The 26,018-nt window shown below is 63.4% G+C and carries 23 protein-coding genes; 6 read left to right on the top strand and 17 right to left on the bottom strand.

The annotated features are described in order from the left end of the window. Positions 1-85: 85 nt before the first annotated feature. Complete coding sequence (locus tag VB777_RS01740; RefSeq protein WP_323246684.1) at positions 86-508, bottom strand: hypothetical protein; 423 nt, start codon at positions 506-508, stop codon at positions 86-88. 78 nt (positions 509-586) lie between these two features. Between VB777_RS01740 and VB777_RS01735 the strand changes: the two genes are divergently transcribed. The 3 genes from VB777_RS01735 to VB777_RS01725 all read left to right on the top strand — a co-directional run bounded on the left by VB777_RS01735 (position 587) and on the right by VB777_RS01725 (position 2,673). Beyond that, a complete protein-coding gene (locus VB777_RS01735; protein ID WP_197158129.1) occupies positions 587-1,156 on the top strand; it encodes a SprT family zinc-dependent metalloprotease in 570 nt (189 codons plus the stop codon). A gap of 127 nt (positions 1,157-1,283) precedes the next feature. Then, complete coding sequence (locus VB777_RS01730; RefSeq protein ID WP_323246682.1) at positions 1,284-2,093, top strand: hypothetical protein; 810 nt, start codon at positions 1,284-1,286, stop codon at positions 2,091-2,093. Between the two features lie 58 nt (positions 2,094-2,151). Then, on the top strand, positions 2,152-2,673 hold the full coding sequence (locus VB777_RS01725; protein WP_197158125.1) for a DUF1269 domain-containing protein: 522 nt from the start codon (positions 2,152-2,154) through the stop codon (positions 2,671-2,673). Positions 2,674-2,753: 80 nt separating this feature from the next. Here the strand turns inward: VB777_RS01725 and VB777_RS01720 are convergent, their stop codons facing one another. The 15 genes from VB777_RS01720 to acpP all read right to left on the bottom strand — a co-directional run bounded on the left by VB777_RS01720 (position 2,754) and on the right by acpP (position 20,652). Beyond that, the gene (locus VB777_RS01720; RefSeq protein ID WP_197158123.1) at positions 2,754-3,263 is read right to left on the bottom strand and encodes a hypothetical protein; all 510 of its coding nucleotides are present in this window, start codon (positions 3,261-3,263) and stop codon (positions 2,754-2,756) included. A 270-nt stretch (positions 3,264-3,533) separates the two neighbouring features. Beyond that, positions 3,534-4,205 carry a chorismate lyase gene (locus tag VB777_RS01715; protein ID WP_323246679.1) on the bottom strand — a complete coding sequence of 224 codons (672 nt, stop codon included), beginning with the start codon at positions 4,203-4,205 and terminating at the stop codon, positions 3,534-3,536. Between the two features lie 99 nt (positions 4,206-4,304). Further along, on the bottom strand, positions 4,305-5,426 hold the full coding sequence (locus VB777_RS01710; protein ID WP_323246677.1) for a hypothetical protein: 1,122 nt from the start codon (positions 5,424-5,426) through the stop codon (positions 4,305-4,307). Between the two features lie 9 nt (positions 5,427-5,435). Continuing rightward, positions 5,436-7,457 carry a tRNA uridine-5-carboxymethylaminomethyl(34) synthesis enzyme MnmG gene (mnmG, locus tag VB777_RS01705; protein ID WP_323246675.1) on the bottom strand — a complete coding sequence of 674 codons (2,022 nt, stop codon included), beginning with the start codon at positions 7,455-7,457 and terminating at the stop codon, positions 5,436-5,438. A gap of 78 nt (positions 7,458-7,535) precedes the next feature. After that, a complete protein-coding gene (gene fghA, locus VB777_RS01700) occupies positions 7,536-8,402 on the bottom strand; it encodes an S-formylglutathione hydrolase (protein ID WP_323246673.1) in 867 nt (288 codons plus the stop codon). Between the two features lie 197 nt (positions 8,403-8,599). Then, positions 8,600-9,250 (bottom strand): hypothetical protein, encoded by a 651-nt coding sequence (locus tag VB777_RS01695; RefSeq protein ID WP_323246671.1) that lies wholly within the window; start codon positions 9,248-9,250, stop codon positions 8,600-8,602. Between the two features lie 294 nt (positions 9,251-9,544). After that, a complete protein-coding gene (locus tag VB777_RS01690) occupies positions 9,545-10,657 on the bottom strand; it encodes an S-(hydroxymethyl)glutathione dehydrogenase/class III alcohol dehydrogenase (protein WP_416238293.1) in 1,113 nt (370 codons plus the stop codon). 158 nt (positions 10,658-10,815) lie between these two features. Next, entirely contained in the window at positions 10,816-12,105 is a 1,290-nt protein-coding gene (locus VB777_RS01685) for a PQQ-dependent sugar dehydrogenase (protein WP_323246670.1), read from the bottom strand. A gap of 343 nt (positions 12,106-12,448) precedes the next feature. Beyond that, complete coding sequence (locus VB777_RS01680; protein WP_323246668.1) at positions 12,449-13,312, bottom strand: TauD/TfdA family dioxygenase; 864 nt, start codon at positions 13,310-13,312, stop codon at positions 12,449-12,451. 48 nt (positions 13,313-13,360) lie between these two features. Next, positions 13,361-14,527: a cytochrome P450 gene (locus VB777_RS01675; protein ID WP_323246665.1), complete on the bottom strand. Its 1,167-nt coding sequence runs from the start codon at positions 14,525-14,527 to the stop codon at positions 13,361-13,363. Between the two features lie 68 nt (positions 14,528-14,595). Next, entirely contained in the window at positions 14,596-15,090 is a 495-nt protein-coding gene (locus VB777_RS01670) for a hypothetical protein (RefSeq protein ID WP_197158106.1), read from the bottom strand. Next, positions 15,074-16,552 carry an acetate--CoA ligase family protein gene (locus VB777_RS01665; protein ID WP_323246663.1) on the bottom strand — a complete coding sequence of 493 codons (1,479 nt, stop codon included), beginning with the start codon at positions 16,550-16,552 and terminating at the stop codon, positions 15,074-15,076. The genes VB777_RS01670 and VB777_RS01665 overlap by 17 nt, the downstream gene beginning before the upstream one ends. Positions 16,553-17,085: 533 nt before the next feature. Beyond that, positions 17,086-19,092 carry a transketolase gene (gene tkt, locus VB777_RS01660; RefSeq protein ID WP_323246661.1) on the bottom strand — a complete coding sequence of 669 codons (2,007 nt, stop codon included), beginning with the start codon at positions 19,090-19,092 and terminating at the stop codon, positions 17,086-17,088. 61 nt (positions 19,093-19,153) lie between these two features. Next, positions 19,154-20,401, bottom strand: coding sequence for a beta-ketoacyl-ACP synthase II (gene fabF, locus VB777_RS01655; RefSeq protein ID WP_197158100.1), 1,248 nt, complete (start codon positions 20,399-20,401; stop codon positions 19,154-19,156). Positions 20,402-20,409: 8 nt separating this feature from the next. Next, positions 20,410-20,652, bottom strand: a complete 243-nt coding sequence (gene acpP, locus VB777_RS01650) for an acyl carrier protein (protein WP_197158099.1) — start codon at positions 20,650-20,652, stop codon at positions 20,410-20,412. A 164-nt stretch (positions 20,653-20,816) separates the two neighbouring features. Here acpP and psaC point away from each other — a divergent pair, with 164 nt between their 5' ends. From psaC to VB777_RS01635, 3 genes are all read left to right on the top strand, one after another. Next, complete coding sequence (gene psaC, locus VB777_RS01645; protein ID WP_007099573.1) at positions 20,817-21,062, top strand: photosystem I iron-sulfur center protein PsaC; 246 nt, start codon at positions 20,817-20,819, stop codon at positions 21,060-21,062. 190 nt (positions 21,063-21,252) lie between these two features. Then, complete coding sequence (gene glmS, locus VB777_RS01640) at positions 21,253-23,268, top strand: glutamine--fructose-6-phosphate transaminase (isomerizing) (RefSeq protein ID WP_197158097.1); 2,016 nt, start codon at positions 21,253-21,255, stop codon at positions 23,266-23,268. A 114-nt stretch (positions 23,269-23,382) separates the two neighbouring features. Next, the gene (locus VB777_RS01635) at positions 23,383-24,282 is read left to right on the top strand and encodes a hypothetical protein (protein WP_323246649.1); all 900 of its coding nucleotides are present in this window, start codon (positions 23,383-23,385) and stop codon (positions 24,280-24,282) included. Between the two features lie 63 nt (positions 24,283-24,345). Here the strand turns inward: VB777_RS01635 and VB777_RS01630 are convergent, their stop codons facing one another. Continuing rightward, positions 24,346-25,824, bottom strand: coding sequence for a mannose-1-phosphate guanylyltransferase/mannose-6-phosphate isomerase (locus tag VB777_RS01630; protein WP_197158093.1), 1,479 nt, complete (start codon positions 25,822-25,824; stop codon positions 24,346-24,348). Positions 25,825-26,018: the final 194 nt, after the last annotated feature.

Here is a 26,018-nt window from a genome sequence, read left to right as displayed (position 1 = left end):
GGCCGCCACCGCCGTTGGGGGCGCCGCCCCTCGGGTCCGTCGTGCTCACGGCGGCCATCCTGCGCTGGCGATCACGCCGCGGCGATCAGGCCGCGGCCAGCCGCTGGATGCGGTCCACCCGCCAGGCCTCGTCGACCTTGGCGAAGGTGAAGTCGAGCGGCAGTTCCTCGTTGCCTTCCGATTTCAGCTTCACCGTGAGGATGACCTGGCCGTCCTGAATGCGGGGGCGGCCGCTCTTGAGGTTGCGGTACTTGTTGAGCTGCAGGCCGGCCAGAAAGCGGATGAACTGCTGGCGATTCACGTGGGAGCGGTAGTTCTTGGTGGTGAGCAGGTAGGCCCCATCCACCTGGCCGCTGGCCACCTGGGTGAAGAACTGCTTGATCAGCGGGTTGATCCCCCTGGCGCTGATCACCAGCCGCACGGCACTGATGGTCCAGTACAGAAGCAGGGCGCCGGCTGCGGCCAGCAGGGCCTTGCTACCGATCGTGCGGGCCAATCCCCAGTCCATGTGCGCGCGGCTGCAGTTCAGAGCACCGGAGTCTGACGGACGGGCCGGTCAGACTGTCGCCGCGGGACCACCAACCCCATGACCCTGGAGCCCCTGCTGCCCCTGTTCCACCGCCTCGACCGGGAGCATTTCGACGGCAGCCTGGCGCCCGGCGGGCAGCCGCTGGTGACCCTGCGCTGGAGCGATGGCCGCCTGTCGCGTACCGCCGGCCTCTACCGCCGTGGCCGCCGCGCCGATGGCAGCGACCTCTGCGAGATCGTGCTGTCGCGCCCGCTGCTGGAACCGCTGCCGCGCCAGGCCACCCTGAGCACGCTCTGCCACGAGATGATCCACGCCTGGGTGGACCGGATCCTCGACCTGCGGGAAGTGCATGGCCCCCACTTCCGCGCCCGCATGGCATCGATCAACGCCCGCCAGCACGACTTCGTGGTGAGCCTGCGCCACAGCTTCCCGGTCCCCACCACCGCGACCCGCTGGATCGCCCACTGTCCCCGCTGCGGCCTGCAGGCCCGCTACCAGCGCCGCCGCCGCAACCTGGCCTGCCGCCAGTGCTGCGAGCGCTGGCACAACGGGCTCTGGCACGCCAGCTGCGTGCTGGTGTTCAGGCCGGCCCAGGAGCCTGTCGGGGCCGCTCGGCAAGGCCTCTAGGGTCGCGCCATGGACAGCTTTCTCTGGGCCCTGCAGTTCGGCGGTCTCACCATCGCGCTGGTGGGCCTGCGCCGGGAGCGGTGGCTGGCGGGGCGGCGTCGATAGGCTGAACCGAGCAGGTGGCCCGATGAGCGACGAACCCCGTTGGAACTCCCGGCCGGGCAGTGGGCGGCGCGGCGACGACCCGCTGGAGCAGCGGCTGGATCGTTGGGTGAGCGCGGGACGGCAACTGGTGGATGGGGTGTCCGGGGCTCGCCCTGGCTCGCGTCCGTCAGGGCGTGGAGCCACCCCCCGAGCCGGTTCACGGCCACGCCTCGACGACCTGGGCCGCTGGATGGGCGACAAGCTCGACTGGCTGCTCGATGACAACGACGACGACTGGCGCGAACCCTGGCAGCAGAACGACCCGACCCCCCGCCGGCCTGAACCCGAGCCGCCGGTGACGCGCTCCCGTGATGACGGGTCCGGTGATGGGCGATTTCCTGACGAGCGCTCGACCCGTTGGCGTTCCGGCTCCGGAGCATCCAGCGGCGGATCGTTCAACGCCGAACCGTTCACCACCGAACCGTCCGGGGTTGGACGTTCCAACCGGGGAGCGTCCCGTGCTGGACAGGGCACCGGTGGTCGGCGCCCCCTCGAAGCCATCTCCCGGCGCCAACGGGCTGGTGGATCCGCCGGCACCAACCCGCGGATCGCCAGCTCCGGCCCACGCGCCTCGCAGCCGGTCGACTCCCGTTCAGACCAGGCCAGGCCAGCCGAAACCAGGCCGCCCAGGAGCGAACCAGACACCCCGGAAGAGTGGCCTGATCAGGCCGACTTCAGCCTGACCCGCTGGCAGCGTCCCAGCCCCGGCACGACTCCAACGGCGCCCACGACGCCCATCGAGCGGGAAGCGGGCGGGCGGCCCCTGCCCCGATCCAGCCGTCGCCGGCCCTAGAGCTGGGCAGCGTCACCCATCCCCCTGCTTAGCCTGAACCTGCATTGGCGCAGAGATCATGAGCAGTCTGGTGGTGGTGAGCTTCCCGAAGGTCGAGGAGGCCGAGCAGGTCCGCCGGGAGCTGGTGGACATCCAGCGGGAGCAGCTGATTTCCCTGGAGGATGCCGTGGTGGTGGAGCACGACGCTGAGGGCCAGGTGCACCTGCGCCAGGCGATCAACCTGGCCGCCGCCGGTGCCCTGGGCGGCGGCTTCTGGGGCACCCTGGTGGGCCTGCTCTTCCTCAATCCCCTGCTCGGCGCCGCCGTGGGTGCCGGGGTGGGCGCCGCCTCCGGGTCCCTGTCGGATCTGGGCATCAACGACGCCTTCATGCGCGAGCTGGGCGAAACCCTGCCCAAGGGCAGTGCCGCCCTGTGCCTGCTGGTGCGGGAGGCCACGCCGGATCGGGTGATCGAGCGGCTGCGCACCCACGCCCCCCACGCCAAGCTGCTGCGCACCAACCTCAGCCACACCGACGAAGACCATCTGCGCGAGCTGCTTGACAAGGCGAGCAAGCAGGCCCAGGCCCTGCGGCTGGCCTGAGTTTCGCGGCACCCCTGGCCCTGGCGTGGGCAGGATCATGCCAGGGGTCTGGAAACAGGGGTCTGGAAAGGCCTTCCCCGCTACCTGAGGCTCTCGCGCCGGCCACCTTTGGGCTGAGCCATGCCGCTGCGTTTCGGTGGCTGGACCCGAAAGCTGGAGCCGAGCTGACCCAGGGCCAGGTTCACGGGCCGCACCAGCTCCTGGGGCAACTCGCTGGCCATCTCCTCGGCCGAGGTGCTGATTCCAGGCGCTCCCAGTTGGAGGGCGCTGAGCAGGTCGGCCCAGAGCGAAACCAGGGAGCGCTGGGCCATGGGCATCAGACCATCACCCTCCAGCACCGAGGCACAACCCTGGCGGCTCCAGAGGGCGCTGTGGTGGTGGTGGCGAGGCGGCCCCATCACGGCCAGGCCGAGTCGCAAGGCCTCCGCGGTCGGCTCGCCGCTGCGCTCCCGCAGGCCAGCCGCCACCAGGATGCGCCCCGTCTGCACGGCCGAAACGCCATAAAGGCGACCGAGGTCGGTGAGGCTCAGCCATTCCACAGCCGGGCCGGGAGAGGGCGGGCCAGTGCGCCGGGAGTGAGAGTTGGCCATGGCGGCATCGATTCAGACGTCCACATGCTCCGGCCGCCACGAAGGTCGTCAATCTGTCAACAACAAACAGTGACAACGCGTTACCAACTTCATAAGGGCACCACGAAAAATACCGATTTACCTTGGAAGCAGCGATTGAGACTCATGTACTGGCCGGCGTCGGCATTGGCCAATGGTCGCGACAAGGCCGATTTTTCGTGGTGCCCATAAAGCGTTGTTCAGAAGGGTGCCAATGGACATCAGGTCGATCGACATCAGAAGCGGCCGCCGTTAGAGGCTGTGGGCCAGCCTGGGGGCAACCGAGGCATGGCTGGGTATCGCTGCGGAGGATCCAACGGCCGGGGTACCAGCGGGCCCTAGCCAGTGCTCCAGCAAGGGAGAGAACACTTCGCGGATCACAGTCAGTTCCTGACCACCGCGAAAGAAGCGGTAATGGCGGCTCCAGAACGGTCCCGCCACCCCGAAGCCCCGCTCCAGCCAGGGAGCCTCCACACGGGCCAGGCCATCCACCTCCCGGAACAGCTCCGCACGGTTAGTGGTGAGGCTGCGCCAGATGGGCAGGCGCCGATCCTGGAGATGGGCTTCCGCCTCCGCCTGATTCCACCAGCTCTCGGCCCAGGCCAGGGTATGGGCGCCGCAACGCAGCCACACCTGGCGGCGCAACAGGGGAGGGGCCAGTTCAGCCACCTCAGCCGGGGGATGGGCGCCAGCTGGCTGTTCGGGCTCAGCTGCCATGGCAATCAGCTCCACCTGCACGGGCGTACCCGTAAGCAACTGCAGATGGCGGGTCGGGCTGCCATCGCCGAGCAACAGCAACTTCCAGGGCCCGGTGAGCGGCTGGGTGGCGGCGGCATCCAGGCCCGCCGTTGCCTCCACCACATCCTGATACGGGGCCTGCCAGAGAATCCGAGGCGAGGGCAGCAACGGAGCGGACCCAGTCATGCACAGCCTCAGGCCCGGAGATTCACCCTAGGCAGAGGCTTCGATCGACCGCGCCGAACAAGGAACTGAGGATCCAACCGGGATGGCGGAACCCTGGCCTCAGAAACCGCTGCTGATGCTGATGCGGCGTTGCTGGCCACCACGCTCGATCACGGCGCTGTCACCGGTGGCTGAGCGTAGTCGCCAGCCACTGCCACCGATCGACTCGCCCACTCCGGCCGTGGTGGAGGTGCCGCCCATCTGGAAGATGGCCGAACCTCCCCGGCCGGGGATCTGCACCACACCCACGAGCTGAGGAGCATCGCCACCGCCGCCGCCTCCCTCAGAGCCATCTGCACTGGCGCTTGAAGCCTGAGCAGAGCCCCCACCGCCTCCGCTGGAGGCCGGGGCAGGTGTGGCGATCGAGGAACTCACGGGCACCCTCAGGGGCGCGGCCGTGGGGGCACCGCCCTGGGGCAACGTGGCCAGCTCCTCCATCCAGGGCTCATCGGGCGGCGGCGGCGGCAGCGATGCACTGACTCCCTCCTCGGGGGGAGCGCCACGCTTGCCTTCGGCAGGGTCGGTGTTGCCGGCCGGCGTGGTTGTGGCGGCAGGGCCCAGTGCCCGCAGCCGCTCCACCAGCAGCAGATTTCTCTCCTGACGCAGGGCCTGCTGGGTGGCGTTCCAGTGGCTGAGCAGGAGCAACGAGCTGGCTCCCATGGCCAGGCAGGTGCCACCAAAACCAGCGAGCGCCAGGCCGGGACGCTCACTGACCCACTCGCCGAGCCGGCGGTGCCAGGGAATCCGGGTGATCTGGACTGCATTCGGCACCATGCCACGCCGACCGCTCGCGGCCAGGGGATCAGCGACGAGCTGATGGTGCGGCAAAGGGGCATCCGGGGGCTCTGGCGGGGCTCCAGCCATCGGGGCGGCAGCCGCCGCCGGCGCTGTGGCTGCCGCCATGGGTTCGGCAACAGCCATCGGCGCCGGGACAGAGCCTGGAGATGTTGCAGTCTGCAGTCGGGCTTCCACAGCCTGCATCGCAGGGGCGACGGCCTGTTCTGCAGGCATCGGGGTCGCCGCCGCAGACACCCCGGCGGCGCTGAACAGCGAGCCGGCCACAGGCGTGTCGCACAACTCCACCTCGATCGTGGGGGCCGGATCGAAGACCCGGTTGAGGAGTTGATCGGCCTTGAGCTCCCAGTAGGCCCGGGAGGTGGGAATGCCTCGACGGGGCGACACGCGTGCGTCTCAGGAAGAGGGCCTCAACGTACCGACCTTGTCCAGGGTTGACGAGGTCGAAGGGGACGGTGCTGCGGCCGCCTCACGACGCTTTCGCAGCTCCAGCCAGAGCAGCAACGCGGTCACATCCGCCGGACTCACCCCCGGAATGCGGGCCGCCTGGCCGAGGCTGAGGGGCTGAATCGCCGCCAGCTTCTCGCGAGCCTCCCTGGAGAGGGTGGCGATGGCGGCGTAGTCCAGGTCGGCGGGGATCGGGCGATGCTCCTGCCGTTGCACCTGGTCGATCTGCTGCTGCTGGCGGGCCAGATAGCCGCTGTACTTGATGTCGATCTCGGCGGCTTCCCGCACCACGGCCGGCAGCTCCGGATCGGCCAGCCCATGGCGCACCAGGGCAGTGGCATGGAATCCGGGGCGGCGCAGCAGATCGGCCAGCAGGATCGATCCCTTGATCGGCGCGCCGGTTTCGGCCTCCACCGCCGCGGCCGCAGGATCGCTCCCCTTGAGACGCACGGTTTCGAGCCGGCGTTTCTCGGCCGCGATCGCCTCCTGCTTGCGCTCATAGATCGCCCAGCGGCGGTCATCGATCAGGCCCAGCTCGCGGCCCAGGGGAGTGAGGCGGCGATCGGCGTTGTCGCCGCGCAGCATCAGGCGGTATTCACTGCGGCTGGTGAGCACCCGGTAGGGCTCGCGCAGATCCTTGGTCACCAGGTCGTCGATCAGGGTGCCGATGTAGCTGCCTTGGCGGGGGACCTGCACGGGCGCCTGGCCGCGCAGCCGCCGGGCCGCATTGAGGCCAGCCACCAGGCCCTGGGCCGCGGCCTCCTCATAGCCGGTGGTGCCGTTGAGCTGGCCAGCGCTGAACAGCCCCGCGATCCGCTTGGTCTCCAGCGAAGGCTTCAGCTGCGTGGCCGGGAGGTAGTCGTAGTCGACGGCGTAGGCGGGCCGCAGCATCACGCACTGCTCCAGCCCCGGCAGGGTGCGCAGCAACTGCAGATGCAGACGCTCGGGAAGCCCGGTGGAGAAGCCCTGGATGTAGAGCTCCGGGGTGTCGCGTCCCTCCGGCTCCAGAAAGATCTGGTGGCTGTCCTTATCGGCGAAGCGCACGATCTTGTCCTCGATCGAGGGGCAGTAACGCGGGCCGGCGCTGTCGAGGAAGCCGCCGTAGATGGGGGTGAGGTGAAGGTTGTCGCGGATCAGCTGATGGGTGGCCGCCGTGGTGCGGGTGAGGTGGCAGCTCATCGGCTCGCCGCTCACCCAGCTGGCCGGATCGAAGGAGAAGAAGCGGTCGTGGGCATCGCTCGGCTGCTCCTCCAGCTGATCGAGGGCCACGCTGCGGCGATCGACCCGGGCCGGGGTGCCGGTCTTGAGGCGATCGGTGCGGAATCCGAGGGCCTGCAGGGCTTCGGTGAGCCCCTCGGCGGCCTGCTCGCCGGCGCGACCGGCCGGCATCGACTGATTTCCCACCCAGATCTGGCCCCCCAGAAAGGTGCCGGTGGTGAGCACCACGGCACCGGCTTCGTAGGTGCTGCCGAAATAGGTGCGCACCCCCAGGATGCGGCCAATGGGGCCGCTGATCGGGCCACTGCCCTGGGAAGCGGCTGGCGGCAGGGGCTCACCACTCTCCAGCTCCACCTCCAGCCCCGTGACCATCGCCTCGCGCAGGTGCAGGTTGGGGGTGTGCTGCAACAGCTGCAGCATCTGGCGGGCGTACTGGCGCTTGTCGGTCTGGGCGCGCAGGGCCCACACCGCCGGACCGCGGCTGGCATTGAGCACCCGTTTCTGCAGGGCCGTGGCATCGGCCAGGCGACCGATCACGCCGCCGAGGGCATCGACCTCGTGCACCAGCTGGCTCTTGGCGGGCCCGCCCACCGCCGGGTTGCAGGGCTGCCAGGCGATCCGATCGAGGTTGAGGCTGAACAGCGCCGTGGACAGCCCCAGCCGCGCCGCCGTGATCGCCGCCTCGCAGCCGGCATGGCCACCGCCCACCACGATCACGTCGAAGGATTCGGTGGGGGGTGCGGAGAAAGCCATGAGGGAAATGTATGGCGTGTGCCGCCACGGCGGGCGCGGGCGAGGTGCGAGCACCTGAGCAGCTGAGCAGCTGAAGCTTCAGCCGATCAACGCGCGGGCGTGGTGTCGCAGATGGTCGTCGATGAAGCTGGCGATGAAGAAATAGCTGTGGTCGTAGCCTTGCTGAAGGCGCAGCTCCAGCGGCTGGCCCGCAGCCCTGCAGGCGGTTTCGAGGTCGTGGGGCCGCAGCTGCTCGGCCAGGAAGGGATCGGCCGTGCCCTGATCCACCAACAGCGACAGGAGATCTCCGGCGGGTCCCCGCAGGGTGGCGCCGCCCTCCAGCAGGCCACAGGCATCCCAGGCAGCCCAGCTCAGAGGATCGGGACCGAGCAGGTGATCGAACGCCTTGCGGCCCCAGGGGCACAAGCTGGGATGGGCGATCGGTGCGAAGGCCGACACGGAGGCGTAGCGACCCGGGTGGCGCAGGCCGGACACCAGGGCCCCATGGCCCCCCATCGAATGACCGGCGATGCCGCGCCGATCGGAGCGAATCGGCAGCTCCGCCTCGACCAGGGCCGGCAGCTCCTCGACCACATAGCTGTGCATGCGGTAGTGGCGACGCCAGGGCTCGGCGCAGGAGTCCACGTAAAAGCCGGCGCCATGGCCGAAATCCCAGCCGCCATCCGGATCGCCCGGCACCTCGTGCCCGCGCGGGCTGGTATCGGGCAACACCAGGGCCAGGCCCAGTTCCGCCGCCAGCCGCTGGGCACCGGCCTTCTGGAGGAAGTTCTCATCGGTACAGGTGAGGCCCGACAGCCAGTGAAGGGCCGGAACAGACCCGCCGGCGAGGGCCTGGGGGGGCAGAAACACACCGAACACCATCTCGCAGGCCAGCTGCCGGGAGCGGTGCCGGTAGCGGCGATGGAGACCACCGAAGCTGCGACTCTCGGAGAGCAGGGTGAGCATCCCAGGGGACCCGCAGTGATTCGGCCTATCTTATCTGTCCTGGAAAGATGTTCCAAGAATGGATGGATGCTTGATCAGGATGCAGAGCCGGGTGCGGACATGCTGAATTGAAGCCACTGCATCAACCCCTCGGAAGACAGCCGGGGCCACCCAAGACGACCCACCGCCAACCATACCGCGGCCAACAAGAGATAACTTTAAGGCGAAATCTCTATATCCAGACGCCTGTGGTCTTCGAAGACACATGTCGTGTTCATTTTGAATCCCTGCTCAGGAAACCATGCGAGATAGCGCCGATCACCTTTCTTCTCGTTCTCTGAAAGGTTTTTCTCGAACTTCTCTTCTGGCGTGTCGGCAAGAAACAGGTAAAGGCGATCATTGCGAATGATCCATGCGTTCAGGCTTACGGCTGGACCCAGGCAGTCACGTGCCCATACAAACTCCGGCTCAAATTCATTGGAGATTCCCCAGGAGCAGAAACCGCCATTCCTGGGGATGAAACGGCTTGGCGACTCAGCGAAACGCCTCATGTTTTCGCTGTTATGAAAATAGTATGTATAGCCAAGATGCACGTGCCTATAGGCCGGCTTGCCCCGCGCGGGAGGAGTGCCATCCGCACGGCTGAAAAAGGAAACGACATCGGCGCCACCAAGAACCGGATACGCCTTATTGGTGCAGTTGACGAGCGTTGGTATATGCGGACATTTGGGAATTTGAGATGCCGCGTAGAAGTTCGCCAGAAGAAATAGAAAGGTGGCCATGCCCGCCAAGCCTGCCAGCGCCTTGGCGAGACTATTGAAGGACTTTCGAGTCCCTGCGGGATGGCTCGCAGCAGCTGGAGGAGGCATGGATGGGTGTTCAGTTGGTTGTCGGCTAGATGGCCATCCATCGATTCACCGGATCAGGCGTCGAATCTGTCGACAGCAATTCCGTGAGATCCCACTTTCAATCGATCCCCTTGTCTCCGCCTCGGCTGTCTTGCCGAAGAATCATCAGCATTAGGATTTTTCACATCATTCAATTTACCCTGCAATGGTTTTGCCTGCCTGGAGAGGACCCATCATTCGCCTGCCAGAACGATGACCCTTCGGGTGAATACCCTTGGAGAGGCAATCGCCGGTGTGACGTCATGGTGCAGCCGATCAGAAGTGAATCACCGAGCGGATGCTCTGGCCCGCATGCATCAGCTCGAAAGCGCGGTTGATCTCATCCAGCCCCATCGTGTGGGTGATGAACGTATCGAGGGGGATCTCTCCCTTCTGGAATCGTTCCACGTAACCGGGCAACTCGGTGCGGCCTCGTACACCACCGAAGGCCGAGCCACGCCAGACCCGGCCGGTCACAAGCTGGAAGGGACGGGTGCTGATCTCCTGGCCGGCACCCGCCACCCCGATGATCGTGGATTCACCCCAGCCCTTGTGACAGGACTCCAGGGCGGCACGCATCACATCGACGTTGCCGATGCACTCGAAGGAATAATCCACACCCCCATCAGTGCGGTCGATCAGCACCTGCTGAATCGGGGCAGCGTAATCATGCGGATTGAGGCATTCAGTGACGCCAAGTTGTTGGGCAATCGCGAACTTCTCCGGGTTCAGATCAATGCCGATGATCCGCGAGGCCTTGGCCATCACCGCGCCGATTACCACCGCCAGGCCGATACCACCCAGACCGAACACGGCCACGGTGCTGCCGGGCTCCACCTTGGCCGTGTTGAGCACAGCACCGATGCCAGTTGTCACCCCGCAGCCAAGCAGACAAACCTTGTCGAGCGGTGCCTGCTTGCTGATTTTCGCCACAGCGATCTCCGGAAGTACGGTGTATTCGGAGAACGTAGAAGTACCCATATAATGATGAATCATCCGCCCCTGCTTCGAGAAGCGGCTGCTGCCGTCGGGCATCAATCCCTGGCCCTGTGTGGTGCGAATCGCCTGGCAGAGATTGGTCTTTCCGGAGAGACAGAATTTGCATCGTCGACATTCCGGCGTGTAAAGCGGAATCACGTGATCGCCCACCGCCACCGAGGTCACCCCAGCGCCCACCTCCTCCACGATCGCGCCACCTTCATGGCCCAGGATCGCAGGGAACAGGCCCTCGGGATCAGCGCCTGAAAGGGTGTAGGCATCGGTGTGGCACACGCCCGAGGCCACCACCCGCAGCAAGACCTCACCCTCCCGAGGCGGAGCCACGTCCACTTCGGTGACCTCCAGGGGCTGGCCTTGGGCCCAGGCCACGGCGGCGCGGGAGCGGATCATCGGCTGTGTGCTTCGGGTTCTCATCCTCTGCTGTCGCCGGGGCCAGGCCGACCCAACGGCGGCGGCCAGACGCATGGTGCAAGCCCCCCTGGCCCACCGCCTCAGGTTGCCGTGTTGAGCCAGCACGAGTAACTCCTGCCACTCGCCCTGCCGCAGGGCTACGTCCCAGCGGGGCGTAACCGCAACAGCCGGCCCTGCGGAGCATCGGTGAGCACATAGAGATCACCATCGGGGCCCTGACGCACATCACGCACCCGCTCGCCGATGGGAATGATCGATTCAGCGATCACATCGCCTGATTCATTCAACTGCAACCGGCGCACGCTTCGGGCCACCAGACCACCCGCGAAGAGGTTGCCGCGCCACTGGGGAACCCGATCTCCCTGCATCACGGCCAGGCCGGATGGAGCGATGGTGGCCATCCACACCCGACGCGGATCGGCGAATCCCGGCGAAGAGCTGGTGGGTGCCACGGAACGACCACTGTCGTATTCCCTGCTATGGGACACGATCGGCCATCCATAGTTGATGCCGGGGCTCAGCAGGTTGAGTTCATCCCCGCCGCGCGAACCGTGCTCCGTGGCCCACACGCTGCGGCGCACCGCGTCATAGGTCATGCCCTGGATGTTGCGGTGGCCGAGACTCCACACCGCCGCATTGGCTCCCTTACGGCCTACGAAGGGGTTGTCTGGAGGAATGGAGCCGTCCTCGCGGAGGCGGATCACCTTACCCAGGTGACTGGCCGGATTCTGGGCCTGAAGGCGGATCCAGGCGCCGTCCAGGCTCACCGGAGGATTGCCGCCATCACCGATCGACACCAGCAGGGTGTCATCGGGCAACCACACGAGACGGGATCCGAAGTGCTGGCCACCGGCCTTGGTCCGGTTCACCTCAAAGATCACCTGCCAGCCTCGCAGGGTCCGTCCATCGAAGCGAGCCCGGGCGACCCTGGTGCCGTTGGCCTGCTGATCGCCATGGGCATAGCTGAAATACACCCAACCGTTGTCGGCGAAGCCGGGATGCACCGCGACGTCGAGCAGCCCCCCCTGGCTTGAGGCGAACAGCTGCTCGGCCACCACATCCGCGGCGACCGGGGCCACACCAGCCACCGGAACAGGATCAAGCGTCCCCGCCCGAACGATCCGCAGGCGTCCCGGCCGCTCGGTGATCAGCAGATCGCCGTTGGGCAGCCAGTCCATGCCCCAGGGGTGCTCCAGCCCTTGCACCACCGGGGTCAGCGTCACCGGCTCCACGGGCAAGCCCTCTGGATCCGGACTCAACAGGGTGGCCGGGCGGGCGGCACCGGAAGCGGCAGTTTGAGCAGAGCCACCAGTTTGCGCGGCACACTGCGACAGTCCAAGCCCAAATGCCGCAACGACGGCACAACCGATCCCCAGGGTGATCCAGGGGGCCGAGTGGCTGCGAAACCGCTGAAGGGAGGAGAGCATGCCTTCTGGGCTGAGGGTTCCAGTCTGCTGGGATCACCGCATGTGGTGGAACCGTCGATCAGCTCAGGGCAGGCGCGATACCCGTTGGGGCCGTTGCAGGAGTGCTGCTGAGTGGCAGATGCTTGTCCGCCGCGGTGTCAGTCGACAGATTGACGTCCCAGGCCTGGAGTAGTTCAGCGCGTAGCGTCCGCTCGAACTCGCCGGCTTCAGCCGGGTACTGGCTGCGATGCGCGATCAGGGTGGTACTCAATTCAGCCCAACGGCGGGGTGTCAAGATGTCAGGCAGAAGGGGTTGCCCAGCCCAAGGACTGCGAGGGAACAAGGTCGCGAAAGATTCAAAACCTCAGCACCATCTTGATCGTTCAGCTGGAGCTGGCTTGGTCAGCCTGCCAAATCTACAAACCAGTTCATCGCCTACAGCAACAGCGGAAGCTTTTCGACCATGCATGACCCTTGTATTGTCAATCACAACCATTTCTTTAGGGGCCAGAGTCAAGATATGCATGCATCGCTGATGCGCCTTGATGATCTCCACCAATTCTCTATCAGCAAATGGCCCTCCCCCACCCCAGGAAATGCCATTGCTTGCATGGCAATAGATTTGGCCAGCATTATCGACACCAGCCGGTATTGATGCAAGATGGGCGAGCATGCCATTGGCAAAAGCTTCACGGCCTGAAGACCAGGAGCGACGCAGCGGGGATTGACGCCAAAGAAGACTCAGAATTTCCCCTTTCCATTGATAGGACAGTTGAGGGCAAGTGCTCAATAACATCTCAAGATCATCTCGATGATCAAGCCCGAATTCAGATTGCCACCGCTCCTTTCCCCACTCCATCTCGTAGACAACTCCCTCACGTCGCAGTCGCATCTCCAGGCTGCTCGGCAAATGCCAAAGCATGCTTTCTCCATCAACCAATGTGAGTTGGCCACCAAGGTGGACTGGTATGGATCGGAGTGCAGCAAAGATACAGAGATCAGGCATGGGCAGAATTGGACGATATGCACGCTCAGAATGTCCAAGCACTTCCTTTTGCCCGCAGGGAGCATGATGCAGAGTGCCCCCTGGAAAGGGAGCCTGATAAACTTGCCTGCCGATACTGGGAAGCACCTCAAGGGAAAGCTGTTCCGAAAGTTTTCGAAGTCCAGTAATGCCCCCATGGGGAGCAGGCACCAATGCCCATCCGCGCTCTTGCAACGACTCCATCACAAAGCGAGTCAGTCTCTGACTATTAAAAACAGACGGATTCACAGCTCACGCACCAACCAGCACAGGCAAGGACTGCAGAGATCGGATAAAGCTATTCCGGGACCAGACAACTTCCCCTGAAATGCGAGCTCTAGGGAAGTGCTGGAGAAAAGCCTGCACAGCAACCTCGGCTTCCATGACAGCAAGATGTCTCCCAAGACAATGGTAGCTGCCGCGACCAAACGCAAGATGCGGATTAGGGAATCGATCAATCTGGAATGTGTCGGCATCAGTGAATATCTTTTCGTCTCGATTTGCGGAGCCAAGGATGACCGAGACTTGATCACCGGATACGAAGCGATGCGCTCCGATGGCTACCTCATCGATAGCCATGCGGAAGGTCGAGCGCTGAAGGGGAGCTTCAAAACGCAGAGTCTCATCAACTGCTCCCTTGATAAGACCAGGGTTGGCATGGAGCAAGCCAAGTTGATCTGGATTGCTCAACAATAAGTTCAGACAACTACCAATTAAAGCAATTGTGGTTTCATGCCCAGCAAACATCAGCAGCATCAACATCGCAGCTGCCTCGTTGCCAGCAAGAAGATGAGCCTCTTGAGCATCTAGCAATGCCTCTAGCAAGGAATCCTCACGCGGTCGCCATGCGCCCTTGAGCCCCGCTTGAAACAATTGCTGAAGTTGGCGGAAAGCCAAAGCTTTGGCCGCGAGTGAACTATCGTTGACGGCAAGATCATCAGAGGCGGCTGTAATCCTACGCGAAAGGTCTCGAAGGAGTGGTATTTCTTCCTGTGGCAGCCCAATGAGACGAGCAATAACAGAGAGAGGCAGCAGCTCCGCATAAGCTGGAACAAGATCGATCACGGAATTGAGTTCCATAACCTCTAGCAGCTCAATGGAGCTACACCTCACAACTTCTGCATAGGCAGAAACGGGTTTCCTTCGGAAGAAGCCCTCGACCAAATGGCGCAATCGCTTGTGATCAGGATCATCCTGAAACAACATGCTGTCATCAAATCCTGCCTCAGCTTCCTCATCCTTTGCATCTGCACTGCGTTTGCTGAAGTGAACAGTATCCGCAAGCACCGCCTGAGCTTGAGCATAAGTACTGAGCAGCCATTTCCCTTGAGCTCGATTAGCCTCACCAGGATGATGGGGGATAAAGAGCGGCTGGTCAAGCCTTCTCATCTCTGCATACACAGCATATGGGTCATTCACCAAAGCACTCAATAGAGAGTGCGAAGACCAGGATCTCTGCATGTTGCTTTCCAAGCCTAGATTGAATTCTAACAACGGAATCCTCCTCGCTGCTCCAACAAGAAGAGACCGTCGCCAGAATCGCGAACCGTAAATCGTGCATGGATATAGGCCATGCCACCGATAACCCGAAACGACTTGCACTTCATGTCGACACGGATGTTCTGCCGTGAGCGGATCGGCCTGCGTAGAGAGCATCTGCACTCGCGCATCCATGCTTCCTGGGCCTTGCAAGGCAATTCAAGTTTTTTGAACAACCAGAAAAGACTGAGCTCTGCGCAGAACTCCTGCGAACTGAACACTGAAAGATGAAAGCCTCCTGGATCTGTTGACGAGGAGAAAGGATTGAGAATATCCACCATGGCTTGAAGGATCTCGCCATCAATGCTCACTTGCTGAATACACCATTGCTCCTTAGCTTTACCGCCATGCAGATAAGCCGACTGATACGGCTCCAAGTCATTCGGATAGAATTGCTTGGCTGCTGAGCTAGTTTCTATCATCTTCCTATTCTCGGCCACCATTTGCAAAATATTCAAGCAGGGCTTCAAGTGTATCAGTGCGATGACAGGAATGGCACATCTGCTTCAGCGTTGACCACAGCTTCCCTTCCGGTTGGAGGGATTGGCTCTGCCCATTGCATAGATTGTCAGCACTCGTGCAAACAATGAGTTTGTCGAAGCGATCAATGGGCAACCCATCCACGGCCAAAGAGTCATGCCAAGGCGCCAAGATTAGATGTCGTAGATGCTGGCAGCCAAGCAGCATAGATGTTGCCAGAAACTGATCCTCAGGCGGCCCACTCAAGCACTCATCATCAAGGAAGACGCCATCCTGGCCCACCAAGCCAATACCACCAGAATCGCCCTGCCGGCGACGTCGGTCAAGGCTGTCCTTCAAAGGCAACACACTCTCAAGTCCTAGCACAACATCAATGGGGATACGTCCATCCCCTCCGAGTAATTTATTTAGGAGTACATCGTGTCCAGTTGCTATTTGAGGCTGAGCATTCACCTCGCAGATGATGCCACCTGTCTGCAACCATGATTCACTGATATCAGGGAGCAGAAGATCTACACCCGCAAGGTCAAGATGTAAGGCCTCTGCTGCTCGAATTGCGAGGCGGAGATTATCGGGATGAGCACTGTCAAGAGCAGGAACAATCTCACCTCCGCGGGAGATGTTTGCAGCCCCACGAAGATAAACAGTATCCCCATCAGTTGGGATGCTCGCCGGGGTGAGCCCCTGATAGGCCAACATCCGCTTGGCCTCCAGATCAAGCTCAATCGGCATGCGTTGTCCACCCTGACTGCCAACGACTTTCGCAATCTCGAGATTCTTAAGACTTAAGAGCTCAAGAATGGTACTTTTACCATCACCCCTGACAAATCCAGGGCGACGCTCAACCACTCTGAATATTGAGCCTTGATGAACATGAACCCGATAGTCACGACTTGAATAGTATCTTTCAACCAAGACTTGATGACTGCGCGCAAAAATCGCATTAGCGGCTTCTCTGACTTCTTCCTCACTGGATAACCTCACGTGGACTTCCAGGCCCCCATCAGCATTTCGGGGCTTGAGGACAACAGGCAAACCAAACTGACTCGCGAGTTGCCAGGCATGGTCCACTGATCTGGCCACTTCGCCCTCAACGACTGGCAGGCCAGCGTCACGGAGAATATTTTTTGTAAAGAGCTTGTCTTTCGAGGCATTGCAGCCGATGGCGCTGTCAAATTGCGTTACAGAACTATCCATAAGAATTGAAGTGAAGCCCCATCCATATCTGTGCAATCTGCCGGTGATTCGTTTTGTCGGAATGTTCATCGCTTGAGCTGCCGCAAGCAAGCGCAAGGAGTTGACTCCTTGCGGGAGGCTCTCCTGCATATCTTTTTTGCATTTGAACAATCTTGCAGGGATTTGAGCTGTTTCCTGGCGATCCTCCTGGTTCAAAGATAAAATAGTGCATAATCGCAACAATTCCAAGGCTGGCCTCCACGTGTATTCACTTGCGGGAAGTATTAGCAAATAGGAATCGACACCTCGAAGCGCTCGGCCCCTTGGAATAGCCCTTGAGGGCAGGCCTATGTTCCGCTGGGTTGCGTCAGCTATTGCCAGGAATACTCTTCCGGCTGGATCGCAAGTTTCGACAGAAATATTGCGAAGGCTATTTTCGTATTCAGAGCTCGTGATCTGAAGTGTGGACAGACACAGATCCTTTACTGTTGCCAGCCTGTTCATTCCTATCTTAAAGTACCTTGCCAGCTCCCACTTAATCCATAGAGAATAAGGCTCAATACCCGGTAGAAACCCGCGCTGAACGCGCAAGAGCTTGAGACAGTGTGCAGCTTTGACCATAAACTTCAATCGCAATCAAGCCTACACAAAAGCATCTCTTGCGAAGATATAAAGAGGCTAGCATGCAATATTGATGAATAATTTGCCCAGAACAAGCCCCGCATGTCTGGCAGGGCCTGCTCTGGGACAGGGTGGCGTCTCAGTATGTGCTTCTCAACGGATCAGCCCAGAGCCTTGGCCTTGGCCACCACGTTGTCCACGGTGAAACCGAACTTCTCCAGACACACAGGACCAGGAGCCGAGGCACCGAAGCGGTCGATCGAGACAGTGTCGCCATCGAGGCCCACGACTTTGTGCCAGCCGAAGGAGCTGGAGGCTTCCACAACCAGACGCTTGCGCACGGCCGCCGGCAGCACGCTGTCGCGATAGGCGGCGTCCTGCTCCTCAAACAGTTCCACGCAGGGCATCGACACAACGCGCACGTTCTTGCCGTCGGCGCGCAGCTGGGCAGCGGCCTTGGTGCAGAGCTCAAGCTCGGTGCCGGAGCCGATCAGGATCAGCTCGGGGGTGCCGTTGCTGTCTTCCAGGATGTATCCACCCCTAGCCACAGCGGCGGCGCTGGAGTTGGCCTGGTTGGCCATGGCCTGCCGGCTGAGGGCCAGCACGGTGGGGCGCTTGCGGTTGGTCACCGCCACCTGATAAGCGCCGCTGGTTTCATTGCCATCACCAGGGCGGATCACCAGCAGGTTGGGGATCGAGCGCAGGCTGGCCAGGGTCTCCACGGGCTGGTGGGTGGGGCCGTCTTCGCCGAGGCCGATCGAATCGTGCGTCAGCACGTAGATCACACCCAGTTCACTGAGGGCCGAAAGGCGCATGGCGCCCACCATGTACCCCGCAAACACCAGAAAGGTGCCGCCATAGGGGATCAGGCCACTGCCGTGATAGGCGATGCCATTGAGGATCGCAGCCATGGCGTGCTCGCGCACACCGAAGTGGAGGTAGCGATTGCCTTCGCCGCCCTTCTGAAAGCTGGCCTCACCCTTGATGTCGGTGAGGTTGGAGTGGGTGAGGTCGGCGGAACCGCCGATCAGCTCAGGCAGCGCAGGGCCAATCGCATTGAGGCAGTTGTAGGAGTGCTGCCGGGTGGCCAGACCCTTGTCCGCCTCGGTGTAGATGGGCAACTGGGCATCCCAGTCCTGGGGCAGTTCAGCGCGCAGCATCCGCTCGAACTCGGCAGCTTCAGCCGGGTACTGACTCCGATACGTGGTCAGGGTGGTGTTCCATTCGGATTCAGCGGCTTCGCCGCGGCTGATCGCCTCGCGCCAGTGGTCGTAAGCCTCCTGGGGCACTTCGAAAGGGCCGTAGCTCCAGTCGAGGGCCTTGCGGGTCAGCTCGGCTTCGTCGGCGCCGAGGGCTGCGCCGTGAACCCCGGCGGTGTTGGCCTTGTTGGGAGAGCCGTAGCCGATCGTGGTGGTCACCTTGATCATCGACGGCTTGTCGGTGACCGCCTTGGCCTCTTCGATGGCCCTGGCGATGGCGGCCACATCCGTGTTGCCGTCGGGCACATGAATCACATGCCAGCCATAGGCTTCATAGCGCTTCAGCACATCCTCGGTGAACGACACCGCAGTGTTGCCGTCGATGGTGATGTGATTGTCGTCGTAGAGAGCAATCAGCTTGCCCAGGCCCAGGTGGCCGGCCAGGGAGGCGGCTTCGCTGCTGACGCCCTCCTGATGGCAGCCATCGCCCATGATCACGTAGGTGGTGTGATCAACGAGCGTGCAGCCGGGCTTGTTGAACTTGGCGGCCATGTGAGCTTCGGCGATCGCCAGGCCCACCGCATTGGAAATGCCCTGACCCAGGGGTCCGGTGGTGACTTCAACCCCGGGGGTCTCGAAGGTTTCAGGGTGGCCCGGAGTCTTGGAGCCCCATTGGCGAAACTGCTTGATGTCGTCGAGGCTCACTGAGTCGTAGCCGGTGAGGTGCAGCAGCGCGTACAGCAGCATGCAGCCGTGGCCGGCCGACAGCACGAAGCGATCCCGGTTGAACCATTTCGGATTCCGGGGGTTGTGCTTCAGCACCTTGTCCCACAGGGCGAAGGCCATCGGCGCGCAGCCCATGGGCAGGCCGGGGTGGCCCGAGTTGGACTTGTTGATCGCGTCGACCGCAAGGAAGCGGATGCTGTTGATGCAGAGACTTTCGACCGACGTGGGGGTGGCGACGACCATGGGTGGCAGCAAAGGGGTAAGGGGTAGAGGAGTCCGTGGGCCGGGCCCGGGAGAGCCGGGATCAGCGCATCCGACGGAAGGCGAGACAGACGTTGTGACCACCGAAACCGAAGGAATTGGAGAGCACCACGTTCAGCTTCTGTTCCCTGGCCTGATTGGGAACGACATCCAGATCACAGGCCGGATCCGGATTTTGGTAGTTGATCGTAGGGGGTACGAGGTCGTGGCCAATCGCCAGCACCGCCGCCACGGCCTCGATGCCGCCGCTGCCGCCGAGAAGGTGGCCGGTCATCGACTTGGTGGAGCTCACCGGAATCCGGTAGGCATGATCACCGAGGGCCGCCTTGATGGCCGATGTCTCGTTGCTGTCGTTGGCCTGGGTGCTGGTGCCGTGGGCGTTGACGTAGTCGACCTGCTCGGGTTCGAGGCCCGCATCGCGCAGGGCCAGCCGCATCGCCTCAGCGCCTCCAACGCCTCCCGGAGATGGGGAGGTGATGTGATGGGCATCGCAGGTCATGCCGTACCCCACAACCTCGGCCAGGATTTCGGCATCGCGGGCCCTGGCGTGTTCCAGGCTCTCCAGGACCAGAATTCCCGATCCTTCTCCGATCACGAAACCGTTGCGCTCGGCGTCGAAGGGGCGACTGGCAGTAGCGGGATCATCGTTGCGGAACGAAAGCGCCTTGGCGCTGGCAAAGCCAGCCACACCCAGGGGCGTGATCGCCGATTCGGCACCACCGCAGATCATCACGTCCGCCAGACCCATCTGGATCAGGCGGTAGGCATCGCCGATGGCGTTGGAGCCGGCGGCGCAGGCCGTGGCCACGGCGGTGCTCGGTCCCTTGGCGCCGAGGGCGATCGCCGCGAGGCCGGTGGCCATGTTGGGGATCATCATCGGCACGCAGAAGGGACTGACCCGATCCGGCCCGCGATCCTTGAGCACGTGCGCCTGGGTCTCCATCATCAGCAGGCCGCCCACGCCGGAGCCGATCGCAACGCCGACGCGGTGCTGATTGCTCTCGTCGACCACGAGGCCGGCATGGCCGACGGCCTGTTTGGCCGCCACAACACCGAACTGGCAGAACCGGTCCCAGCGCTTGGCTTCCTTGGGCTCCAGCCAACCCTTGGAATCGAAGTTCTTGACTTCCGCAGCAAAGCGGCAGGCATGGCGCGCCGCATCGAACAGGGTGATCGGTGCCACCCCATTACGTGCAGCGCTCAACCCTTCCCAGTATTGGGAAACGTCATTTCCGATCGGTGTGACCGCGCCGAGACCTGTGACGACGACGCGGTGGAATCCCTCCACCATCAATCGCCTCAGGCTTGCTTGTCCAGGATGTACTTGACGGCATCGCCGACCGTGGTGATGCCTTCGGCAGCCTCGTCGGGAATCTCGATGTCAAAGGCCTCTTCCAGGGCCATGACCAGCTCGACGGTATCGAGCGAGTCGGCGCCCAGATCGTTCTGGAAGTTGGATTCGGGCTTCACCTCGCCGGCGTCGACGCTGAGCTGCTCGGCAACGATCGAACGGACTTTCTCGAAGATCGCTTCCTGGGACATGGCCGCTGGGGAGGGAGGCCGCATCCTACGGGTCGCCCTGAACCGCCCCCCTCGGACTTATGAACAAGGGTGACGGCCTCGCGCCCCGCCGACCTGCTCTCCGGCCGGTGTGGGTACGTTCGTGGCCACGCCGTTCGTTACCGGCCACCTCCGCACCGAGGCACATGTCCCACGCCGTCAAGATCTACGACACCTGCATCGGCTGCACCCAGTGTGTGCGCGCCTGCCCCCTCGACGTGCTCGAGATGGTGCCCTGGGATGGCTGCAAGGCCGGCCAGATCGCGTCCTCTCCCCGCACCGAGGATTGTGTCGGCTGCAAGCGCTGTGAAACCGCTTGCCCCACGGACTTCCTCTCAATCCGCGTATACCTGGGCGATGAGACCAGCCGCTCCATGGGCCTGGCCTACTGAATTGGAGCTGAACAGCCAGCTTCAGCTCAGCGACCAATCAGCTTGTCGCAGTGCGGCAGAGAGAGGGCCTTCCTGCGGGAATGCGGTCTCCACGCTACTGCCGCAAGCCATCTGAAAGAATCGGCTCCCAATAAGCTCAGCTCGGCCCACCGCCGGGCTTTTTTTTGCCCTTCCCGCTGCAGACGCCCCTATGTGCGGCATCGTTGCCCTGATCGGATCGCGGGAGGTGGCTCCCCAGCTGCTGGAAGGGCTGCGACAGCTGGAATACCGCGGCTATGACTCGGCCGGCATCGCCACTGTGGAGGCGCTCTCCGTAGACGCGGCCGCGGTGAATGCCGGCTGCGTGGATGGCGCCACATCCTCGGATGTGCCCAGCACGAAAGGCCTGCTGCACTGCCTCCGGGCTGAGGGGAAGCTGGTCAATCTCACAGCCCGTTACGAGGCCGATGGGGCCCCGGGCCACTGCGGCATCGGCCACACCCGCTGGGCCACCCATGGCAAGCCGGAGGAGCGCAACGCCCATCCCCATCTCGATGGCAGCGGCCGTCTGGCGGTGGTCCAGAACGGCATCATCGAGAACCATCGCAGCCTCCGGGAGGAGCTTCAAGCTGGCGGCGTTGTGTTCCGTTCCGACACCGACACCGAGGTGATTCCCCACCTTGTGGCGAGGCGACTGGCGGAACTCCGCCAGCAGGGCCGCCGCATCGGTGGGCGGCTGTTGCTCGAGGCGGTGCAGGACGTGCTGCCGCTGCTGCAGGGCGCCTATGCCCTTGCCCTGGTCTGGGCCGAGGCTCCTGGGGCCCTGGTGGTGGCCCGGCGGGCCGCGCCGCTGCTGATCGGCCTGGGCGAGGGGGAATTCCTCTGCGCCAGCGACACCCCAGCCCTGGCCGGATTCACCCGCACGATCCTGCCGCTTGAGGATGGCGAGGTGGCGCTGCTGACACCCCTGGGCATTGAGCTCTACGACGCCCAGGGGGAGCGGGTGGAACGCACCCCATCGCTGCTGAGCGGCACCGAGCACGTGGCCGACAAGCGCAGCTTCCGCCACTTCATGCTCAAGGAGATCCATGAACAACCGGAAACAGCGGCCCTGTGGGTGGCCCGGCACCTGCCGCACCCCAGGCCAGAGTCTCAGGGCGATGGCGGCGGGGCGGGGCCCGGTGCCGATGGACTGGCCCTTGTGGCCCTACCGCTGGATGAGGTGGTCTATGAGGAGGTGGAGCGGATCCAGATCCTGGCCTGCGGCACCAGCCGCCATGCCGCCCAGGTGGGGGCCCACCTGCTGGAGCAGCTGGCCGGCATCCCCACCAGCGTCTATTACGCCAGCGAATTTCGGTATGCACCGCCGCCGTTGGTCCCCCACACGCTCACGATCGGGGTGACCCAGTCCGGCGAGACGGCGGATACCCTGGCGGCCCTGGCGATGGAGCGGGACCGGCGCCGGCTGGTGGCCGATCCGGCCTATGCCCCGAAGCTGCTGGGCATCACCAACCGTCCGGAGAGCTCCCTGGGCCGTCTGGTGCCCCACATCCTCGACATCGGCGCCGGCATCGAAGTGGGGGTGGCGGCCACCAAGACCTTCCTCGGCCAGCTGCTGGCCTTCTATGGGCTGGCGCTGGCCTTCGCGGAGCGCCGTGGTGGCGGTCGGGCCGGCTGCCCCCCGGAACGGCTGCGCTCCCTGGCAAAAGACCTGCGCCAGATCCCGGCCCTGCTCCAGGACCTCGTGAACGACCACGACCGCCGCTGTGAGGAGCTGGCCCACCTGTTCGCCGACACCCAGGACGTGATCTTCCTGGGCCGGGGCATCAACTACCCGATCGCACTGGAGGGTGCCCTGAAACTCAAGGAGATCAGCTACATCCATGCCGAGGGCTATCCGGCCGGCGAGATGAAGCATGGCCCGATTGCCCTGCTCGATGCCCGGGTGCCTGTGGTGTCGATCGCCATGCCCGGCCCGGTGTTCGAGAAGGTGCTCAGCAATGCCCAGGAGGCCAAGGCCCGCGATGCCCAGTTGATCGGCGTGGCTCCTGAAGGCCCGGACACCACCCTGTTCGACCAGTTGCTGCCCATGCCAGAGGTGGAGGAGATGCTCAGCCCCCTGCTCACCGTGATCCCGATGCAGCTGCTCAGTTATCACATCGCTGCCCACCGGGGCCTGGACGTGGATCAGCCGCGCAATCTGGCCAAGAGCGTCACGGTGGAATAACCTGGCTGGCAATCAATACCTTCACCTGACAGGCGCAAGCCCCAGCGAGCGTCGATGCAGATTCTGACGCAATCGCCATCCTTTATGGTGGCGTGATGCAATGCGAGGGAGGTCGTGGCTCAAATCACCCTGCACATTGGCGCCCCCAGAACCGGCACCACTGTTCTCCAGAAATATATTTTTCCGCACATTCAAAACCCTTCCTATTGCGGGAAAAGACCCCATCACAGCGCACTGATGCATTCGTGGGGCCTTCGGGATGCCGGACAATTCTTTGCGGGGCTGCCCGCAGGTGGCATGACCCAGGAGCTTCGAGAGCAGGCACTCCGATACATCCTGACCATGTCTTTCCACCTTGCCCAGGAGTCGCCCCCGCGGGAGGATGCGGTCAGGGCTTTTCTTTCGGAGGCGATCAGTCGCCTTGTGCGTGTTGCGGTTGGCGGCAGCGTTCTGTTGTCGACTGAGCGCCTGCTGGATACGGCTGCATCCCTGAATGGATCGCATCTGGTAGGTCCGGGTCGCGACGTGGTCTTTCCTGTTCACCCCCTGGCCAAGGCTTGCACAGCGGCGGGGATCACGCCTCGGATTGTGGTTTGCCTGCGAGAGCCCGTTTCTTACTTGGCTTCAAAATATAGTCGTACATCCTTCCAAAGAACTGCAGGCGGCCTCCCTGCACAGACCCCCCGCGAATACATTCAGTCACAGTCAGAGCTTGAGAGCACTCTTCCAGGAAGCTCCGTTCTTTCGGTGGCGGAACACACGCCATTCCTGAAAGCAATGCACGCACTGGGATTCGTCAAGGCTGTCGGCTTCAAAGAGCTGATCGGCTCTGACGATGTCCTGGGAATGCTAGGCCTGGAAAACGAGGGAAAATATTCTTTTCAACAGTTCCCAGTGGAAAATGATCTTGGCGGAAACGCCGCGAAAAAAGCTCTGATCATGGAGAAAATCCACTCGTCCCTGGATCAGTGCGGCTGGCTGGAAAGGGTCAAGAACGCCCAAATGTATGACTGACATCTTCAACCGATGCCTATTCAAGTCTGCTCTTGCGACCGCCTGCTTCCTGGGACATAGACTTCAGGCCAGTGTTCCCAGTCTTCTTTCGCTGCGGCCGTAGCGATCCTCGAAGCGGACGATGTCGTCTTCGCCCAGGTAGGGGCCGCTCTGCACCTCGATCAGCTCCACAGGAATCTTGCCCGGGTTGCTCAGCCGGTGCTTGGCCCCCAGCGGGATGTAGGTGCTCTGGTTCTCCCCCACCAGCTCCTCCACACCGTCCTTCTCCACCATCGCCGTGCCCTTCACCACCACCCAGTGCTCGGCCCGGTGGTGGTGCATCTGCAGCGACAGGCTGGCACCGGGCTTCACCTGGATCTTCTTCACCTGCCAGCGCTCCCCTTCGGTGACGCCGTCGTAATGGCCCCATGGCCGGTAGATGCGCCGGTGCGCCTTGCTTTCCGGCGCACCGGCGCGCTCCAGCAACCCCACCACCCCTTTGACGTCCTGGGCCCGGTCCCGATGGGCCACCAGCACCACATCGTCCGTTTCCACCACCACAAGGTCGTCCACCCCCAGCCCCACCACCAGCCGGTGTTCGCTGCGCAGATAACAGTTGCGGCTGTCCTGGCTGATCACCCGGCCCCGCAGCACGTTGCCCGCCTCGTCCTGGTCGGCCGTTTCCCACAGGGCGCTCCAGCTGCCGACATCGCTCCAGCCCGCCGCCAACGGCAGCACGGCTCCCAGCTTCGTCTTCTCCATCACCGCCACATCGATCGCCACGTTCGGGCAGCCGGCGAAGGCCTCACGCTCCAGCCGCAGGAATTCCAGGTCGCTGCTGTCGTGATCCAGGGCCGCCCGGCAGGCACTCACCACCTCCGGGGCCAGCCGGTCCAGTTCCGCCAGAATCGCACTGGCACGGAACAGAAACATGCCGCTGTTCCAGGTGAAGTGGCCGCTGGCCAGGAACTGCTCAGCGGTGGCCCGATCCGGCTTCTCGACAAATCGTCTGATCGGCAGCGGGGCCGCAATCTCACCGGCCGCCATCGGCTCCTGGGCCTCGGCTTCGATGTAGCCGTAGCCGGTTTCCGGAGCGCTGGGCACGATCCCGAAAGTGACCAGCTGGCCTGCCGCCGCCGCCGGGATGCCCGCCAGCACCGTGGCTCGGAAGCGGGTCAGATCGCGAATCACGTGATCGGCCGCCAGCACCAGCAGCAGGGGGTCCTCACCACGGCTGGTGGCCTGCAGCGCCGCCACCGCCACCGCCGGAGCCGTGTTGCGCGCCACCGGCTCCAGCAGAATCGCCGCCGGTTCCACGCCGATCTGACGCATCTGCTCAGCAACGATGAAGCGGTGATCTTCGTTGCAGATCAACAGCGGCGCTGCCAGCCCAGGCAGACCCGCCAGCCGCTGCTGGGTCTGCTGCAGCAACGTTTCCTCGGCATCACCCGCCAGGGCCCAGTACTGCTTGGGGTAGCTCGCCCTCGACAGCGGCCACAGCCTGGTGCCGGTGCCACCACAGAGGATCACCGGCACCAGGGGGGCGGAGGAGGAGGGCGCCATGGAATGTCCCGGTGCGGATGTGGGGGATTCCCATTCAATCGGAACCGCTGTCGCTCCAGGCCACCGGCAGGGCCGCCTGAAAGTCCGTCCAGCTTGCCCTTGGCGCCCCTGCCGCGGCCTGGTTTGCTCGCGGGACCAGCCCCTCAGCAATGCCCCAGACCGCTGCTCCCGCTGTTGATTTCAGCGCCGATGCC

This window comes from Synechococcus sp. CCY9202 (assembly GCF_034931685.1).
In the GTDB taxonomy this organism is placed as follows: domain Bacteria; phylum Cyanobacteriota; class Cyanobacteriia; order PCC-6307; family Cyanobiaceae; genus CBW1002.
This window is presented reverse-complemented; position numbering and strand designations above follow the sequence as displayed.